Annotated in this window: 16 protein-coding genes and 1 pseudogene; 9 read left to right on the top strand and 8 right to left on the bottom strand. The window is 67.9% G+C overall.

Annotated elements, in window-relative coordinates; all coding sequences use genetic code 11:
* Positions 1–739 precede the first annotated feature (739 nt).
* Positions 740–1378 carry an aldo/keto reductase gene (locus ABZX61_RS35370; RefSeq protein WP_355200565.1) on the bottom strand — a complete coding sequence of 213 codons (639 nt, stop codon included), beginning with the start codon at positions 1376–1378 and terminating at the stop codon, positions 740–742.
* Entirely contained in the window at positions 1269–1712 is a 444-nt protein-coding gene (locus ABZX61_RS35375) for an aldo/keto reductase (RefSeq protein WP_355200429.1), read from the bottom strand. The genes ABZX61_RS35370 and ABZX61_RS35375 overlap by 110 nt, the downstream gene beginning before the upstream one ends.
* Positions 1713–2045: 333 nt before the next feature.
* On the opposite strand from ABZX61_RS35375, the gene ABZX61_RS35380 reads away from it, so the two are divergent.
* On the top strand, positions 2046–3005 hold the full coding sequence (locus ABZX61_RS35380) for a CPBP family intramembrane glutamic endopeptidase (RefSeq protein ID WP_355200430.1): 960 nt from the start codon (positions 2046–2048) through the stop codon (positions 3003–3005).
* Positions 3006–3032: 27 nt separating this feature from the next.
* Positions 3033–3773 carry a MerR family transcriptional regulator gene (locus ABZX61_RS35385; protein WP_355200431.1) on the top strand — a complete coding sequence of 247 codons (741 nt, stop codon included), beginning with the start codon at positions 3033–3035 and terminating at the stop codon, positions 3771–3773.
* Here ABZX61_RS35385 and ABZX61_RS35390 read toward each other — a convergent pair.
* Positions 3692–3904, bottom strand: coding sequence for a Tn3 family transposase (locus ABZX61_RS35390; protein WP_355200566.1), 213 nt, complete (start codon positions 3902–3904; stop codon positions 3692–3694). The two genes, ABZX61_RS35385 and ABZX61_RS35390, sit on opposite strands and share 82 nt — an antisense overlap.
* A gap of 507 nt (positions 3905–4411) precedes the next feature.
* Here ABZX61_RS35390 and ABZX61_RS35395 point away from each other — a divergent pair.
* A complete protein-coding gene (locus tag ABZX61_RS35395; RefSeq protein ID WP_355200432.1) occupies positions 4412–4807 on the top strand; it encodes a nuclear transport factor 2 family protein in 396 nt (131 codons plus the stop codon).
* Here the strand turns inward: ABZX61_RS35395 and ABZX61_RS35400 are convergent.
* The 4 genes and pseudogenes from ABZX61_RS35400 to ABZX61_RS35415 form a co-directional block, all read right to left on the bottom strand.
* Complete coding sequence (locus tag ABZX61_RS35400) at positions 4695–5687, bottom strand: transposase (protein WP_355200433.1); 993 nt, start codon at positions 5685–5687, stop codon at positions 4695–4697. The two genes, ABZX61_RS35395 and ABZX61_RS35400, sit on opposite strands and share 113 nt — an antisense overlap.
* A gap of 197 nt (positions 5688–5884) precedes the next feature.
* Positions 5885–6607: pseudogene (locus tag ABZX61_RS35405) on the bottom strand (transposase); the annotation flags it as partial.
* A 178-nt stretch (positions 6608–6785) separates the two neighbouring features.
* Positions 6786–7532: a hypothetical protein gene (locus ABZX61_RS35410; RefSeq protein WP_355200434.1), complete on the bottom strand. Its 747-nt coding sequence runs from the start codon at positions 7530–7532 to the stop codon at positions 6786–6788.
* Between the two features lie 10 nt (positions 7533–7542).
* Entirely contained in the window at positions 7543–8145 is a 603-nt protein-coding gene (locus ABZX61_RS35415; protein WP_355200435.1) for a hypothetical protein, read from the bottom strand.
* Positions 8146–8941: 796 nt separating this feature from the next.
* Here ABZX61_RS35415 and ABZX61_RS35420 point away from each other — a divergent pair.
* The 3 genes from ABZX61_RS35420 (at position 8942) to ABZX61_RS35430 (ending at position 10573) form a co-directional block, all read left to right on the top strand.
* The gene (locus ABZX61_RS35420) at positions 8942–9487 is read left to right on the top strand and encodes a hypothetical protein (RefSeq protein ID WP_355200436.1); all 546 of its coding nucleotides are present in this window, start codon (positions 8942–8944) and stop codon (positions 9485–9487) included.
* Positions 9488–9783: 296 nt separating this feature from the next.
* Complete coding sequence (locus ABZX61_RS35425; RefSeq protein WP_355200568.1) at positions 9784–10041, top strand: hypothetical protein; 258 nt, start codon at positions 9784–9786, stop codon at positions 10039–10041.
* Positions 10042–10159: 118 nt separating this feature from the next.
* Positions 10160–10573 (top strand): hypothetical protein, encoded by a 414-nt coding sequence (locus tag ABZX61_RS35430; RefSeq protein ID WP_355200437.1) that lies wholly within the window; start codon positions 10160–10162, stop codon positions 10571–10573.
* A gap of 99 nt (positions 10574–10672) precedes the next feature.
* Here ABZX61_RS35430 and ABZX61_RS35435 read toward each other — a convergent pair whose 3' ends face one another.
* Positions 10673–11758 carry a prephenate dehydratase gene (locus ABZX61_RS35435; RefSeq protein ID WP_355200438.1) on the bottom strand — a complete coding sequence of 362 codons (1086 nt, stop codon included), beginning with the start codon at positions 11756–11758 and terminating at the stop codon, positions 10673–10675.
* Between the two features lie 524 nt (positions 11759–12282).
* On the opposite strand from ABZX61_RS35435, the gene ABZX61_RS35440 reads away from it, so the two are divergent.
* From ABZX61_RS35440 to ABZX61_RS35450, 3 genes are all read left to right on the top strand, one after another.
* The gene (locus ABZX61_RS35440) at positions 12283–12576 is read left to right on the top strand and encodes a hypothetical protein (protein ID WP_355200439.1); all 294 of its coding nucleotides are present in this window, start codon (positions 12283–12285) and stop codon (positions 12574–12576) included.
* A 593-nt stretch (positions 12577–13169) separates the two neighbouring features.
* Complete coding sequence (locus ABZX61_RS35445) at positions 13170–13547, top strand: hypothetical protein (protein ID WP_355200440.1); 378 nt, start codon at positions 13170–13172, stop codon at positions 13545–13547.
* 5 nt (positions 13548–13552) lie between these two features.
* The gene (locus tag ABZX61_RS35450; protein ID WP_355200441.1) at positions 13553–13783 is read left to right on the top strand and encodes a hypothetical protein; all 231 of its coding nucleotides are present in this window, start codon (positions 13553–13555) and stop codon (positions 13781–13783) included.
* Positions 13784–13936 lie beyond the last annotated feature (153 nt).

A 13936-nucleotide genomic window follows, 5' to 3' on the forward strand; every position in this document is an offset into this window, starting at 1 on the left:
ATCGTGATCGATGAGGGGCGATGGTCGGGCGTCGGAAGGTACGGACTCCGGACTCGTGGTGTGGGGTGAGCTGGGTATCGGACGCATCCGGGGCACCGCAAGGGCGCGCTCACCGTCGAACCACGCTCGCTCTGCCCGGCTGGCGGCCGCGGAAGTGGTCCGGGAAAACGCTCGCTGACCACTGGGGCCGACGGGAAGGCGTTCGTTCTGGAGTCGTTGGCGGCGGTGGGGCCGCCTCAGGATCACCTGCGCATGCGGGCGGTCGCGGAGCGGATTCGGTGGAGAGTCGAGTACGACCGGGCGTTGCCGCCCGCGAGCCCGCCGGATTTCTCGCCAACTCGGTCGGCGGCCTGACCGCCATTTCAACCACCATCGCCCGCATCTAAGCCGTTCGCTTCGCCCGCCGTTGCACGAACCTGGTGAGGTGATCGACATGGCCTCCCCGATGCACCGTCGAAGGACCGTCACTGGACTGATCAGCGAGTGCCGGAAAGCAGCCTGATCGCCCTGCGAACGCCCAGTTCGGCAATGGTATTCGCCGTTCTGGCACCCCACAGGAGTCTCCGTAGCGGAAATGCCGGGATCGGTCCGACAGCTGCCAGATCCGATCGCGGGCATGCTGGGCCGCCTTGTGCCGAGGTCGGCCAGTGGCACGGGCAACCAGATTCTGGCAACGCCCCAGCGCGGCTCGGGCCAATGCCACAACCGTCGCCGGGCTCTCGGTTTCTCCTGGCCTCGGTCAGGAGGAGGCTGCGGTCAGGGTCTGCAGCTCGTCGTCTGACAGGTGCAGGTCCTGCATGGCGAAGAGCGCCGGCAGTTGCTCGACGGTGCGCGCGGAGGCGATCGGCGCGGTCACAGTCGGCTGCTGAGCGAGCCAGGCCAGCGCCACCGTGGCCATCTCCACCCCCTGCGCCGTCGCGACCTGCTGCAACGCGTCGAGCACCTGCACGCCCCGTTCGGTGTCCACGTAGCCCCCAGCGAGTCCGGGAAGGTTGCGCACGTTGTCGACCCGCTTCCCGGGGCGGTACTTTCCGGTGAGGAAACCGGCGGCGAGTGCGAAATACGGAACGCAGGCCAGCCCTTCACGCTGTACGACTTCTCGCCGCGCACCCTCGTAGGTGTCGCGCGAGACAAGGTTGTACTGCGGCTGGAGCGCCACGAAACGGGCCAGACCTTCACGATCGGAGAAGGCCAGGAACTCAGACAGCCGTTCGGGGTTGATGTTGGAGGCCGCGATGGCGCGCACCTTCCCGGCCTTCACGAGGTCGTCAAGCGCACCGATGATCTCGTCTACGGGGATGGATTCGTCCCGGTCGTAGTGGATGTAGTAGAGGGTCGATACGGTCGGTACGCAGGCGCCGTAGGAACTCCTCGGCAGCCGCCTTGATGGTGGCGGGCGCAAGGCCCATGTACTTCGGGTGGTCGCCCACCTTGGTTGCGACTATCACCTCGTCGCGGTTGCGGTGGGTGGCGAGCCAGTCGCCGATGATGGTCTCGGACTGGCCCGGCTCGTTGCCCTGTTCGGGGAAGTAGTTCATGTAGGAGTCGGAGGTGTCGATGAAGTTGCCGCCTGCGGCAACGTAGGCGTCGAGCACGGCGGACCACTGTGCTTTGTCGGCGGTCCAGCCGAAGACGTTGCCGCCCAGGCAGGAAGGGGAGACGAGGAGACCGGACGCCCCGAGGGCGCGAAGTTCAGTCGTGTTCAAGGTCAACTTGTGCTCCGCGCCAGCAATTCCGCGCCGGCTGCATCGCTGATCCCGGCGCGCACGAGGCTCGGGGACTTCCTGCGCCGCTCCCCCGCGACACGCCCCGGCGTGCCCGTGGAGACCGCCCCGACCTGCGGCTCGGCGCCCGCTCAAGATCGCCAAGGACGTAAGGCTGGCGTGTGCTCTACCTACCGGGGTGTGAGACCACAGCAGCCCCCGGCCCCAGAACTCCTGGAGGCGCTGCAGCGGGGATGGCGGGGAGACACGCTTGAGTGTGCCCCCAGGACACAGTGTTCGCTAGTGCGTGGAACACCCATCTCGACCCAGGAGGACCGCCCGATGTCCGTGCCAGAACCCGGCCAGACCCCGGCCACGGCAGCGCGCCCGAGCTCACCGCACCAGGCCGACGACCCGGCATCCGGACGTCGCGAGCCGGGTGTCGACGGCTCCCGGCCGTTCGGTGCCCACGTCCGCATGAGCTGGTGGAGGCCGCTGGTCGTCCTCGTCGTGCCGCCGGTCGTGATGGTGCTCCTGCAGATCCTGCTGTACCAGGTCGTGGGCGTCATCGAGGGCAGCGACGACCCGATGTCCGCCACCTTCACCCCGCTGAAGCTCCTGGCCATCAACCTGAGCGTGGGCATCTCGGGCGTGGTGGCGATCCTGCTGCTGGCACGGCTGGCGAAGGTGCCGTGGCGCAGCCTGATCAGCTCGCCACGGGCGTTCGACGGTCGACGCCTGGCGCAGTACCTGCTCGGCGCGGCCCTGCTGGTGGGCGCCGGCATCGGCGTGGTGGCGCTGGTTGCCCCCGAGTCCCCAGGCTGGGTCGCGTTCGGTGTCTCCGGGACGACGATCCTCATGCTGGTGATCACCGTGCTGAGCACCCCGCTCCAGTCCGTCGGCGAGGAGCTGATGTTCCGCAGCGCCATGCTGCCCGCCGCCGCGTCCTGGGTGCGCGCGGTCCGCCCGGCCCTCGCCGTCGGTCTGGTGGTCTCCAGCCTGGCCTTCGCGGTCGTTCACGGCTCCAGCGACCCCTGGCTGTTCGGCTACTACACCTTCATCGGCGTTGCCACGGGACTGATGGCGATCATCAGCCGCGGCATCGAGGCGCCGGCCGCGTTCCACATCGCCAACAACGTCCTGTTCTCGAGCGTCAACACGCTGATGGCAGACGGCGAGGGATACACCATCGACCGGTCCACCGACACCGGTGACGCGGCCCTGCTGATCCTCGCCGCCGTCAACATCGCCATGGTCGTCCTCGTCTGGGTGCGCGAGCGACGTACACGGATCACGACCTAGAATCGGCACCGGACGAGGTGAGGGCCCATGACCTGGAGCACACGCGAAATCGCCGACCTGGCGGGCACCACGGTGAAGACGGTGCGCTACTACCACCAGGTCGGACTGCTCGACGAGCCCGACCGCGAGCCCAACGGCTACAAGCGCTACGAGGTGCACCACCTGACGCGGCTCCTGCAGATCAAGCGCCTGACCGGGCTCGGTGTGCCGCTCGCGCAGGTGGCCGAGATGGGCACAAGCGGCGAAGGGCAGGCCTCGGTCTTCCGGACCGTCGACGCCGAGCTCGAGGCGACGGTCCGGCGGCTGGAGAGCATCCGGCGAGAGCTGGCCATCCTGGCGCAGCCGGGTGCGTCACCGGAGGTGCCGACCAGCTTCAGCGGCCTCGTCCAGGACCTACGCGACAACGACCGCGCCCTGCTGACGATCTACGCCCAGCTCTTCTCGGACGAGTCGATGGAGGCCCTGCGCCGGACGCTCGAGGCACACCCGAACGACGATCTCGACCAGGCGTTCCGCGACCTGCCCGAAGACGCCGACGATGCCACCCGGCAGGCCCTCGCCGAGCAGCTCGCGCCCTTCATCGTCCCGGGCGCCACCGCACACGGGGTGACGCTGGAGCCGCGGGCCACCACGCCAGGCCAGGCCGAGGCGGCGCGGCGCGCCGTCGGTCACGCCCTCATGGCGCTCTACAACCCCGCGCAGGTCGACGTGCTCCGTCGAGCGCACCTGCTCCACGAGGCCGCCGACGACGGTGACGACGCCCCGTAACCCCCCTCGATGATGTAGACCGCCTCCCACACCCCGCACGGCACGAACCTGGAGAACAGCGCGATGTAGTTGTCGGCGATGTGGTGGTAGCCGAGATGGCGGAACCAGCGCAGGTGCCGGGTGGTCCGGATAAAATCTCCAGCAGCGAGCGTTCCGGCAGCCGGTCCTTGACGGCCGTGGCCAGTTTGAGCGCCTCGGCGCTGTTCCCGGCGACTTGCGGGCCTTGAGCGAGGGTCGGCCCTGTTCGTCGATGGTCAGGTCGGCGTTGTCCGGGTCGCTCGCATCCACGGCCGCGGCCACGTTCTTCATACGGGTCTTCATCTGCGTCACGAACTCCGAGGCCGTGTCAGGCAGGCCGACCTCGGCGCAGTAGGTGGCCAGGTGCGGCTGGCATGCCTCCAGCACGATCCGCTTGACCTCGCCGTAGTCACGCATCTCCGCGGCGTCCAGCGCCCGCGCCTCAGCCGCGAAATGGGTGATCTTGGAGGCGGGCACCCCCTTGAGCCAGGCGTGCGCTTGACCATGTTCCTGGCACACGGTGTGGCATGGGAGACCACCGACTTCGAGTCGGCGCGAGCAACGGCCTACCCGTACCGAAGGGAACCAGGTATGACCTCCGCACAGAACGTTCTGAGGGCATGAAGTTTCCGGTCGTCAAAAGGCTGATCGAAGCCATCAACGCGCATGACCTCGAGTCCCTCACCGCCACCTTTGCCCACGATTTCAGCAGCACATGGCCTACCCACCCTGCCCGGTCTTTCGCCGGTTCCGAAGAGGTGCGCAAGAATTGGGAGTTCATTCTCGCCCAGTTCCCGGATATCCAGGTCTCGGTGACCGGGTATGTCGAGTCCGCGGACGAGTTCTGGGGCGAGTTCCACTACCTTCGCCCGGGTGCGTTCGACATGCGCGGCGTAATCATCGTCAAGGTACGCGCGGATGAGATCGTCCAGTCGCGGTTCTACATGGAGGAGGTCGACGAGACGTCGGTCCCGCACCCCATGCCCGGAGTCGCCGGAGCGCCCACCACGAATTGACGGGGCGGTGGGAACGGGTTGGCCGGGTGGGGTAAACGCCCGGAGTGTCGTGGTCGGCCAAGCGGAGGACGTTGGTGCCCGCCGCGGTGAGGACGTGCTGGACGTGGGTTTTGGCGAGGCCTTTGTAGTGGCATTCGCGTAGTCCGTAGGCGCGGGTGGTTTCGGAGATGGTGGCTTCGCAACCGGCGCGGAGCGCGTAGCGGGCCTTCCATGCATCGGTGTGCTGGTCGGCTCGATTCTGGGTCTGGATTTCCTGCAAGGGCTGAGGCAGCAGGGTGAGGTGCCGGCCTTTGCCGCTGGCGTCGCTGGTGCAGGACTGGCGGTCGGGGCAGGCTCGGCACGCTGCCCGGGGAAAGAGGACGGACAGGCGGGGCGGCCGTCGTCGAGGGCGGGCTTCCAGAGTGGGCTGGTCACGTCGTTGGGGCAGGTAACCGTGCGCCCTCGTCGTCGACGGCGTGCTCGACGCCCGGTCCTGGGTCGGCAACACCCAGCAGATCCTGGACGAGCGGATCAACTCCTCGGGCGGCTCGGCCAAGGCGCTGACCGAGATCCTCCGGCGCTGCGACAAGGCCGGCGAGACGGCCTGCGTCTTCGCGGCCGGCGACCCGGTGCAGACCTTCGACACCATCACCCGCAAGCTCAAGGCGAAGCCACTGGTACTGGAGGGTGTCACGCTCACATACGCGGACTTCGTCGTCGCGGTTTTCGACGGCCTGAACCTGCCGACCGCCGGTGAAGAGGTCACCACCCTCGCGGCCGAGATCTGGGCCGCGCTCGACGGCGATTCCGCAGCCCTCCTTAAACGACTCGAGGCCGCCGCGACGACCAGGCCGGACGGCAACGCGCCGTACGACAACCGCGTTGATTCGGCTTTCGCCATCCTCTGCACCGACGGCCTGTTCCCGGCCGAGGCCGCGCAGTGGCCGGCCGCCGTGGCCGCCCGGGAGAAGGCCGCCCTACACTTCGGCGGCGCGTTGGCCTGGAACGACAGCGCGTGTGCCAGCAGCACCTGGACCGTGCGGGACGAGGACGCGTACACCGGCCCGTTCAACCGGGCAGGCGCAGGACGGCCTGCTGCACCTCCTCGGTGAGGGGGAACCCGATCGAGTACGACAGCCGGCGGGCCGGTTTGGTGAGCCAGGCTAGGAACTCGTGCGTGCCGCCGCCCGAGTCGGTGCGGATGAGCACCTGCCGCCGACGGTGCTTGGGCAGCTGGGCCAGCGCGTGGCGGGTGGCCTCGATGTGGTCGGCGGCGGTGTTGGAGCCGGCGTTGCCCGGTCGTAGCACGATGGCCAAGGGTTGGCCGGAGCCGCCTGGGCCGTGGTCGGCGAAGACCGTCATCAATGGGTGGAAGCCGAAGGTGTGTTTCCAGGTCGGGGCGGCGTGTTGTTTGTCGGAGTGGGCGATGACGATGGTGGCGTCCAGGTCGAGCGGGATCAGCTCGCCGTCGCTGCCCGGCGCCGCGGTTGCGGCCAGTTCCCAGGCGCTCTGGCGGGCGAGGGAGCGGGCGGCGCGCAGGGCTTTGAGCGCTTTGACCTCGTCGCGGGCGAGCCGGTCGATCAGGCGGGAGACGGTCGGGTCGGAGGGTATGGGGCCGAACAGCTCGGGCTGGGCGCGCAGCAGGGCGATGTCTGCCAGGCAGTCCCCGCCGAGGGCGATGGCCAGGCCGGCCACGATCTTGCCGGGGTCGTGCACCGCCCGCTCGGGCCGCCAGCGCTCCAGTTGCGCCGACAGTGCCTGGTCCAGCCCGGTGACGTGCAGGGTTTTGAGCAGCAGCAGGCTTCCGGCGTGGGGCAGCAGCCCGGTGCCGTCGGCGGACGCGGTGATGGTCTTCACGTGGAAAGTGCTTCTTGATCTGGCGTGGACAGAACTCTAGACAAGCCCGACCCTCCCAGCTCAGAAGCACTTTTCTCGTGGAGTCGATCAACCCGCGCGAAATTCACCGCGAAGGCCCGAGGCTAACAAGGGCCCGTCGTGGTCAGCCGCAGGCGGCCGTCGGCGACGGTCCGAACTGCTGCCTTTCCCCAGGCGGGGTCGCCTTCAGCTTGGCGGCGAGGGCGTCCGCGCTGTTGCCTGCCATTTCCTCTTCCAGCCCGGCGTCCGGACCGGCGTCGGCCGCCAGCGTGCGCGCCTCGGCGACGCTCTGCGCACGGCCCTCCATCTCTCCCTGGCCGATGACGTCGCCGTCGAAAGGCAACTCCGAACCCTCACCGAGCCCCATCCACTTCGCGGGCTCCGGAGCGTCGTCCTCGGCGCAGTGCGGCCCTTCCCAGGCGATGGCCAGGATGTACTGGTGCCCTGGCTCGATACGCGGCCGATCGTATATGGCCGTCACGGTCGGACTGTTCAGGTTCCCCTCGGTGAAGGTCCAACCGGACGCGTTGTACTCCCACCCCTTCGGGGCCGTTTGGGCCGCGTCCTCCCGCGACCACAGCACTTCCTTGACCTCCAGATTCACCTTCCGCCCGATCAATCCTTCCCCTCGCTCGATTTCGATCTGGGCGGGCGGGATCGTCTGCTCGGAGGTGGCGTTGACGACAACCACATGGTCGGCGTACGTCACCCAGTCCGTGGCCGTGATGCTGGGCAGGCGGTCGTCTCCTTCGGCCATCACGATCCGGCGCGGCGCGGGTGCACCATCGGCGGCATTTACAGTGGCGACTCCCGCGACGGCGAGAGCCGCGGCAGCTCCGATACCGGTTGCGATATACGCAAAACGCTTCACCGAGGCCCTCCTAATAAGCGCCATTGATGTTCTCCCGGTTATTGGCGCCAAGGTCGTTATGGCCGGTGGAAGGGGTCACCAGACAGCCGAGGCGGGAATCGGTCTTGCTGAGCCGGGGGCTGGCGTTGTCGCCGTGCTGCAGGCCGACGGCGTGCCCGGTCTCATGGCACACTCTCGCGTAGTGGTAAGCCCCGGCGCCCCGAATGCGAATGTACTGCTGATCGCAGTTGTACGGCCGGTCGCCGTCCGCATTGCACCACGTCCTACCGGCCACACTGTCCGGGAGGCCGGTCGAGCCCTCCTGGTAGATGATGTCGGTCTCTCCGCTCCCCTCGAACACCGGCGACGAGTCGTAGTGGAAGGCTAAAGCCGTGGGACGGTACTCTCCGTCAATGGCGGCGTTCACCACCGACCGGTCTTCGGACTCCAGTTTGTATTCGCCGCTGCTGTCCATGTAGAAATAGACCTCGCGGTTGTCGGTCTGACACGGATAATGGCCCATGCCGAGCCAGCAGTTACTGCCGGTCTGCAGGGTCGGGAACATATTGTCGGTGGTGGCGGCCCAGGCCACCCCGACCGCCACCATCAACGGCACGAGCGCCATTGCGATCACACCGGTAACTCGTCGTCGAATGGGCCCGCGACTGAATGCTGACACTCTTCTCCTTCGCGAAGTCATGGAATATGACATGTACCGCGTGATGCAGGTGCCACTCTGGAACATGGGCATGAAACACGTACGGTGCCGCAATACTCCAGCCGCACTTACCGACCTTTGAGTTGTCGTCGCTGGTAGTGGCTTCGACCGGGCGCGACGTACTGGCGTTCAGCATGTCGAAGAACGACGGCAGATCAACTCATTGCGCAGAAGACGTGGGTAGAGCCCGGACAGAAGGAAGTTACGACACCGTTCTTCCGTTCCTCTTCCGTTCCTCTTCCGTTCATTGAGACCCGCAGTGAATGTTGTGCTCTGGCCAACGGCCACCGACGGGGTCCAAGGACTTCCCCAACCTGGTACTGGACAAATAACGGGTCGTAACCGCCCTCAATGAGGTGAGTGACGTAGGAGTGCCGCAGGCAATGCAGGCCGATCTCCGGCGGCAGACCCGCCGCCTCACGGTACTCGGCGAACCTGGCGCCCAGAGGATCCAGCTGCACGCGCGGCGAGCGCTCGCTCGGCCAGAGGGCAGTCCCCCTACGGGATGTCGGGAACAGGTCACGAAACTCGTTCACCCATTGGTCGACTACTCGCACCGACCAGGGAAAGACGGTCGGCACACTGCGCCGCTTGGGCGGACTACCCATCGAACGTAGAGCTCCGCCCAGGTCATGGCCATGTGAGGGCTTCGCGTGGCGTGCGCGAGCTCGGCCACTAGGAGTGGCAAACGCGTGCGGCATGATGATCGGCCGTGCTCCTTCGCCTGGCCTACCTCACCATCACGAACACTTTCGCCGCACTGCGGTTGCTGCCCACGAGCGGTCGGGACAAGGACGTCGAGATCCTCGCCCTGCGTCACCAGATCACCGTCCTTGAACGCCAACTCGGCGCCGACACCAGAGTCAGATTCGCCCCCGAGGACCGAACCTTTCTCGCCGCCCTCCTGACCTCGCTGCCCCGCGAGATCCTGCGCCGACTGCGGCTCCTCGTCCGACCGGACACCGTCCTGCGCTGGCACCGCGATCTGATGAAACGGCGTCACGCCCATACCTGCCGGCCGAAGCGGCACGGGCGCCCGCCCACCGTCCACTCCATCCGCGCCCTCATCCTGCGCCTGGTTAGAGAGAACCCCGGCTGGGGATATCGGCGGGTCCACGGTGACCTCACCACGCTCGGCATCAAGGTCGCACCTCCACCATCTGGGAGATCCTCAAGCAGGAATGCCTCGATCCAGCACCCGAACGGACATCTACTACCTGGGCCGACTTTCTACGCTCGCAAGCTGACGCCCTACTGAATTGCGATTTCATCGAGACCGTTAGCCTTAACGGCCAGCGCCAGTACGTCCTGCCCGTCATCGAGCACGCCACCCGACGGGTGCGCCTGCTCGGCACCACGGCTCACCCGAGGGCGAACCGGGTTCTCCAGGCGATAAGGAACCTGGTGGTGGACCTGGACGATGCGGGCTGCCGGGCGCGCTTTCTGCTCCGAGATCGGGATGGGAAGTTCCTGGCGCTCATGGACGAGGTCCTCGCTGAGGCCAGTATCCAGACGGTGCTCACCGGTATTCGGATGCCGCGGATGAACTCGATCATGGAGCGGTGGGTGCAGTCGTGCCGTCACGAGCTTTTCGACCGCTGCCTCGTATGGAACGAACGCCATCTTCGGCACGCCCTGCGTGAGTACGAACGCTTCTACAACCAGCACCGAGCACATCAAGCCATGAACCAAGCAGCCCCACTGCGTCCCACCCCAGACCCGATCACAGACCCCGAACGAATCATCGACCTGAACATACGCCGACGAGACCGACTCGGCGGCGTCCTCCACGAATACTCACCTGCGGCTTGAACTGCATGGATGGAGTTTTCGGCAGGCGCAATGTCGCTCGATCCGGCGGGGCTGTGACGATGTCGGGGCGCCCTGGCCCACGCTCACCTTCGCCTGCTCGCTGACTCTGGCCAGGCGGGTGTGGCCCAAGCGCAGCGCGGGCGAGCACCGCTACCGCCTGCTCGACCTGGCCAGGGTGGTGTTCCCGGAGGCTGGGCTGTTCCAGAGCGTGGGATTTCCCGAGTACCTGCACGCCGATCCGGTCGAGGATGCCGAAGCGGCGGCGCGGGTGGTGCTGGCCGCGCAGCGGGCGATGGGCACTAATACCCTGGCCGGCCTGTTTGGCGCGGCCGGGCTGGCGTTGTGGCGTTGTGAGCCGGATCGGTGCCAGAGCACCGAGCGGGCCTGGACCTCGCGCCATCCCGTCCGGATCCCGCACCCCTGCGCGATCAGCTATGGGCAGGGGCCGTGGTCGGACGCCCGGCGGCGCGCGGTCTGCCAGGACATCCGTGCGAACTTGCGTGGGAACCCGTTGCTTCTTGAAAGGTGCTAGCTGCTGGCCTCGGTATGACCGCCCCGCCCCCGGGGCAAATGCCGGATTTACTGCGGTCGCAGCGGCCCCGTGACATGCCCTGGCTCCCCGTCTCGAGACTCAGTAGGTGCGGGACGGGTCGGCCGGGTAGACCCCGAGGATCTTCACGTCTGTGGTGAAGAACGCCAACTCCTCCAGCGCGTTCTTCAGGCCGGGGTCCTCGGGGTGCCCGTCAACCTCGGCGAGGAACTGGGTTGCGGCGAAGTGGCCGCCGACCATGTAGCTCTCCAGCTTGGTCATGTTGATGCCGTTGGTCGCGAACCCGCCGAGAGCCTTGTAGAGCGCGGCCGGCAGGTTGCGGACGTTGAAGACGAACGAGGTGACCACCGGGCCCTCGCCGCGCGGTGCCTGCACGAAGTCCGGACTGAGCACCACGAACCGGGTGGTGTTGTGCTCCTCGTCCTCGACGTCGCGGGCGAGGATGTGCAGGCCGTAGATCTCCGCCGCGAGCGGCGGCGCAATCGCCGCCTGGGTCGGATCGCCCGCCTCAGCCACCTCGCGAGCAGCGCCGGCGGTGTCACCGGCGATCACCGGCACCAGGTCGTGCTCACGGATGATCCGGCGGCACTGTCCGAGGGCATGCACATGGCTGTGCACCGCCTTGATCGTGTCCAGGGTCGCACCCGGCGGCGCCATCAGGTTGAACTGGATGCGCAGGAAGTGCTCGCCGATGATGTACAGGTCCGAGGTCGGCAGGAAGTGGTGGATGTCGGCTACCCGGCCGGCGATCGAGTTGTCGATCGGGATCATCGCCAGCTCGGCCTCCCCATTCTGCACCACCGCGAACACATCCTCGAAGGACGCGCACGGCACCGTTTGCCAGTCGGGGTAGTGGTGCTTGCACACCATGTGGGAGTTCGAGCCGGGCTCGCCCTGGTAGGCGATACGTCGTGCGGTCACCCCAGCAGTTTCCCACGCAGCCGGGTGCGGGAGCTCGACGCCGCCGAGCGGACCCGGGAGCGCCTGCAGATCGCCCGCGAGACCGTACTGGGACCGGCTGGCGAGGACGGCATCCCAGGGCCCGGGCCACTGCCGCCGGGCTGCCCCGAGATTCTTGCGAAGCGCAGGAATTCCGGCAAACCGACGCACACCTTTGGCAGCGTGCATGGTCTGCCGCCTATTGACCTGGCCAAGCATGCCCATCATGGCGGGGACGGTCTCCGCTCCGCTCCTGACGTTGTTCTGCGTTCATCGGCGCCAGGTGTCATTACGATGCGCGGCCACCAACATTGATCTGCGCCCCAACGTGCGGTTTCCCTGGCGCTGTGGGGGCGGTGAGTCGTTGTACGAGGTCGTCCCGGGCAGCGGCTGGCTTTCCGGCTTGCCCGATCCGGTAGGCGAGTTGGTGCCGGTGGTCGGCGTGTGCGGGTGTTCGGTGCCGAGTGTGCGGGTCGGTGTGTGGACAGCAGATCGGCGAATTGGTCACGGGCCGAGTGTCCTGAGTTCACTTACATTTCGGTGCCAAATCGACTGCGCTGGGTAGACCTTCGCCGCCTGCTGCGCGTGTGCTTTTCGGAGGCGCGATCGCCGAGGCGGCGGGGGCATGCCCGCGGTGAGAGCGTGAGGGCGGGGCGAAAGAGGCCATCATGGCGAAGCGGGGCACACCGGCGTGATGTCTTGTCATCGAAAGGCGCTCGAAAGCCCCGCCACGGACAGCGCAGGCGGCGCTGGTGGTTCGCGCCCTGGGCGAGCCTGGCCGCGGCGGCATCGCCGGGTACACCCAAGGCGGCTGGCCCGCGGCGGCCGGCGGCGCCGCGGGCGGCGTCAGGGCGTTGTTCGGTGGTGCACACATCGCCACCGCCCAGCAGCGCCGCATCCAGCGCGCTGAGCGGGAGCGGCTCCTCGAAACCCTGCACCACCCCGGAGCCTCCCGGAACGGCAGCATCGGCGAACTGCTCGATGGCCGCTGGTCGCCCATGCCGCTACGCGGCCGGAAGTCCCAGCTGGCTCTCATGAACGCCTGACTCCACGACGAGCAGGCCCCGGCGATACTGGTCATCACCGGCATTGCCGGCGTGGGCAAGACCGCCCTGGCCCTCGCTTCGCCGACGCCCAGAACGCCGACCCCCGGCGCCCTGACGCCTGGGCTCGCGGCTGGCTCGCCGACAACGCCGGCGCGGCGATCGTCGCCACCGCAGCCCATTGCGGCGATCCCGCCCTGGTCCTCATCGACAGTGCGGCCTCCCGCCCGGACATCATCGATCTGCTGCGCACCCTGGCCAGCCACCAGCGGGCGCAGCCTGGACCCTCTGGCCGTCGGCCACGTCGCCGACGTTTCACCAGGGGCGGCTCCGGCGACAGCACGCCGATCCGGCTGCTGCTGATCGAACGCGACATCGCCGCAATCAACGTCCTCACCGAACGGGTCGATACCGGCGACAAGGGCCTGCTGGAACAGTGCGCCACCCTCGAACTCGGGCTGCTCGGCGAGCTCGAGGACTGGCGTCGCTGGTTCTCCGAAGCCACCCAAGCCTTCGCGACCGCGATGGACCGGCCCACCCCGCCGCCGCCCTCCGCCGGGTGGAGACCCGACACCACCCAGCCACTGGTGTACCTGATGGCGCAAGCCCTGCTGAGCGTGCTCGACCCCGCCGGGTTTCCCGACCCCCGCGATGGCACGCGCCGCTCCTGGACGCTGACGCCGCTGCCGCAGGTGATGGACGCTCTGGTGGACCACGAGGCCGCCTGGTGGCGGGCCACCCGCCACGTGCCCGGCACCGGCGTGGCCGACCTGACTGACCTGCTCGCCCGCCGGGTCGTCGCTCTGGTGTGCCTGCTGTGCCCGGCCAACCGCGACGACACCGTCGCGATTTTGCGCCGCATTCCGGAACTGGCCGGCAGCAGCGCTGAACGCCGGGCGGCCATCACCGACTGGGTGCGCCGTCTCTACGGAAGCTCACGCGCCGTAAGCGTCGGCACCGGCCACAAACGATGATCACCATGCCGGGGCGTGTGCGGGTAGCTCCCGACCTGCTCAACGACCACCTCATCGTCACCGAACTGCGTCACGAGCCCGCACTGCGGCCCGCCCTCTTGCACGGCCTGTCCGACGGTCGCGCCGGATGGGCGCTGCAGACGCTGGCCCGCGCCGCCCACACCTATCCCGAGGCCGCAGACTGGTTCGCCGCCTCCTGGACGAACATCCCCGCCTGGTCACCTTCGCGGCGCTGACCGCCGCGGCCAGTTCCGCCCGCTCCGCGTTGGACCGGCACCTGGCCGCGCGCATCCGCGCCGGCGGACTGCCGGTCGGGCAGCTCGCGGAGCTGGACGCCATACTGCCGGACAATGCCCTGCCGCACACCCAGCTCGCCATCGCAGAAGCGC

Origin of the sequence: Nonomuraea sp. NPDC003709, assembly GCF_040610775.1 — a bacterium.
Lineage (GTDB): Bacteria > Actinomycetota > Actinomycetes > Streptosporangiales > Streptosporangiaceae > Nonomuraea > Nonomuraea angiospora_A.